The organism is Mycobacterium sp. (assembly GCF_049683355.1).
Lineage (GTDB): Bacteria > Actinomycetota > Actinomycetes > Mycobacteriales > Mycobacteriaceae > Mycobacterium.
On record NZ_JBAUJB010000405.1, the window covers coordinates 1 to 3,242 of the forward strand.

Below are 3,242 nucleotides of genomic sequence, written 5' to 3' on the forward strand. Positions count from 1 at the left end.
TGTGGGGAGGCTCGGTGTTCCACTGTCCGTTCTGCCACGGCTGGGAGGTTCGCGAGCAGCCGCTCGCGGTGCTGGCCCAGGGCGAGCGTGCGATGCACATGGCTCGGTTGCTGCGTGGGTGGAGCGACGACGTGATCGTGCTGACCAACGGGACAGAGGATCTCACCGAGGAAACCAGGGACTGCCTGCGTGCCAGTGAGGTTCCGGTGGACGAACGCCCGATCGAGCGATTGGCATCGGTCGACGGCGAATTGGAGGCGATCGTGTTCACCGACGGATCCAGGCTGGCCCGACGAGGGCTGTTGGTGGCTGCGACGTTGCACCAGCGCACCGACCTCGCGACCCAGCTTGGTCTGAATTTTGTTGAGCCCGGGACGGTTTCGATGCAGGCGGTCGAAGTCGACGCACTCTATCAGACGTCGGCACCGGGAGTGTTCGCAGCGGGTGACGTGTGTACGCAGATGCCTCAGGTGGCGGCCGCTGTTGCGGCGGGCTCGGCGGCTGCGGCATCTATGGTTCGAAGTCTGATGGAGGAGATTGACGGCATCTGAGGTCAAGCAGCACTGGGAGGACAGGTACGCCGAACGTGAGCGGTTCTGGAGTGGGCACGTCAACGCCCGGCTGGCGGAATTCGCGACACCGTTGACGCCTGGGCGCGCACTGGATATCGGCTGCGGTGAGGGCGGCGACACCCTCTGGCTCGCCGAACACGGCTGGGACGTGCTGGGGGTGGACATCTCCGACACAGCGTTGAGCCGCGCAGCGGCTGAAGTCGCGGCCCGAGGCCTCACCAACCGGGTGCGGCTCGAGCAGATGGATCTGTCGGAGTCGTTTCCCGGAGGAACCTTCGACCTGGTGTCGGCACAGTTCCTGCAGTCTCCTGTTCACCTCGACCGGATACGGATTTTCACCGCGGCCGCGAATGCCGTCGCCCCAGGAGGGGTGTTGATCATCGTTGACCACGGCGCCGCACCGCCGTGGGCCTCGACGCACCTGCGCGAGCACGTCTTCCCCAGCGCGGAGGAAGTGTTGCAGACCGTCGAACTCGATGCGCGGCAGTGGGATCGGGTGCGGGTCGGATCTGCGCAGCGCAATGCGGTCGGACCGGACGGTCAGGCCGGGGTGCTGGTGGACAATCTCATCGTGCTGCGCCGGGAGGCGGCCAAGTCCGGTCAGCCGGGATAGTCGGGAAGGCGGAGGTATCGACGGTCGTGCCGTCGTTCAGGGCGACCGCGACGCGGTCCCCTTGGTCGGTGAGGTCGACGATCCTTGTGTCGAAGCGGTAATCGGTGGCCGCGCGGATGTCCGGTTCGATGCCCATCGGCGGACGACGTCGCGGGCTGCACCGCGCACGTCGATGTTCTGTCCCTCGTCGCGGCGCTGCGCAGAGCGCTCGATGACGGTGGTCTGCCAGCCTCGGGTGGCGAGCTGATGGGCGAGCGCTGGTCCGGCGATGCCGGCCCTCGAGATGACGGCATGACGACTCATCAATGTCAGTGTTTCGAGTCGGCGGCGCCGCGTATAGCCCGGAACGCCCTTGATGAGACAGCCGTAGTACGTCGATCCGACGATGTCGGTGGGGTGGGTTAGTCTGATTTCATGTTGTTCGAACAGGTGTTCGATGTGGATGCGGCGGCGGGTGAGGCTGAGCTGCGCGCGCAGGTCGAGCAGCTCGAGAAGCTGAAGAGTGCGGCGGCGGCGGCGGCGCAGGCTCGGGTGACGGCGTTGTGGGCGGCCAAACGCCGCGCCGCCGAGCAGGCCGCGTCGGTTCCGGCACGCAAACGTGGCAGAGGTCTGGCGTCGGAGGTGGCGTTGGCGCGCCGCGAGGCTCCGACGTGCGGGAACCGGCATCTGGGATTCGCCCAGGCGCTGGTGTACGAGATGCCCCACACCCTGGCCGCGCTGGAAACCGGGATCCTCTCGGAATGGCGGGCCACCCTGATCGTCAAACAATCCGCCTGTTTGAGCGTGGAGCATCGCCGCCAACTCGACAAGGAACTGTGCGCTGACGCCGCCCGTCTGGTCGGTTGGGGTAATGGCCGGGTGGAGGCCGAGGCGAAGAAGATCGCCGCGCGCCTGGACGCCGCGCCGGTGGTGGCGCGGGCGGCCAAAGCCGCCGCCGACCGCAGCGTATGGATCCTCCCGGCCCCGGACACCATGACCTACGTGACGTTCCTGCTGCCCGTAGCACAAGGGGTGGCGGTGTATGCCGCCCTGAAACGCGAAGCTGACACCACCTGTAGACGGGCGGTCGCGGGGGCAGGTGATGGCCGACACCGCCTACCAACGCATCACCGGGCGTCCCGCGGCGCAGCCGGTGCCGGTGGCGTTGAACATGGTGATGGCTGACACCACCCTGGCCGGCGACGATGAAGAGCCGGCGTGGCTGGCGGGGTTTGGTCCGATCCCGGCCGGGCTGGCCTGCACGCTGACCGGCGACGCCGCCACCGACGCCGCGGTGAAGGCCACGCTGCGCCGGCTCTATCGGCATCCGAAGTCGGGGCAGTTGGTGGCGATGGAGTCGCGGGCGCGGATCTTCCCGAAAGCGTTGGCGAGGTTCCTGCAGTTACGGGATCAGACATGTCGGACCCCGTATTGCGATGCCCCGATCCGGCACTGCGACCACGCCACCCCGGCCCGCGAGGGTGGCCCGACCAGCGCGCTCAACGGTTTGGGTGACTGTGAGGCGTGCAATTACGCCAAAGAAGCCCCCGGCTGGCAGGTCAACACCACCGAGATCGATGGTGAGCACCGCGCCGAGTACCGCACCCCCACCGGAGCGGTCTACCAGTCCGCCGCCCCACCGCTACCCGGACCACCAATCCGACGCCGAATCAGCCTCACCGAGAGCCGACTCAGCATCGACCTGGTCACCTTCGACGCCGCCTGACACCGCCTGAGAGCGTCTAGCCCAAAGTGACTGAGGTCTAGGCCAACTGGGTGAGCCGAACGCTGTTGCCGGACGGGTCGCGGAAGCCGCAGTCGATGCCGTAAGGCATCTCGTGGGGCTCCTCGGTGAACTCGACACCGCGTGCACAGAGGGCGTCATACGTGGCGTGGCAGTCCTCGGTGGTCAGGAACACGGTGCCGGCAAAGCCTTTCGCGGTGAGGTCGAGGACCTGCTTGCGTGTGAGTTCGTCCATCACCGGTGCACCCGGCGCCGCCATCAGGACGATCGAGACGTCGTCCTGACCGGGCGGGCCGACAGTCAGCCAGCGAAAGATGCCGTCGACGTCGGGGAG

4 protein-coding genes and 1 pseudogene are annotated in these 3,242 nt (G+C 67.3%); 3 read left to right on the plus strand and 2 right to left on the minus strand.

The window, feature by feature from the left end; all coding sequences use genetic code 11:
* The coding region (locus WA944_RS23185; RefSeq protein WP_526647398.1) for an FAD-dependent oxidoreductase at positions 1–551 on the plus strand (551 nt) is incomplete at its 5' end.
* The gene (locus tag WA944_RS23190) at positions 538–1,185 is read left to right on the plus strand and encodes a class I SAM-dependent methyltransferase (protein WP_526375944.1); all 648 of its coding nucleotides are present in this window, start codon (positions 538–540) and stop codon (positions 1,183–1,185) included. The genes WA944_RS23185 and WA944_RS23190, both read left to right, overlap by 14 nt.
* Positions 1,186–1,221: 36 nt before the next feature.
* Here WA944_RS23190 and WA944_RS23195 read toward each other — a convergent pair whose 3' ends face one another.
* Positions 1,222–1,488: an FAD-dependent oxidoreductase gene (locus tag WA944_RS23195; RefSeq protein ID WP_526375946.1), complete on the minus strand. Its 267-nt coding sequence runs from the start codon at positions 1,486–1,488 to the stop codon at positions 1,222–1,224.
* Positions 1,489–1,602: 114 nt separating this feature from the next.
* On the opposite strand from WA944_RS23195, the pseudogene WA944_RS23200 reads away from it, so the two are divergent.
* A pseudogene (locus WA944_RS23200) lies at positions 1,603–2,890 on the plus strand (HNH endonuclease).
* A 37-nt stretch (positions 2,891–2,927) separates the two neighbouring features.
* On the opposite strand, the gene WA944_RS23205 reads toward WA944_RS23200, so the two are convergent.
* The coding region (locus WA944_RS23205; RefSeq protein WP_526610349.1) for a VOC family protein at positions 2,928–3,242 on the minus strand (315 nt) is incomplete at its 5' end.

Bases quoted from the DNA above. Each gene is read 5' to 3' on its own strand.
- WA944_RS23195 (WP_526375946.1), bottom strand. From the start codon at position 1,488: ATGAGTCGTCATGCCGTCATCTCGAGGGCCGGCATCGCCGGACCAGCG.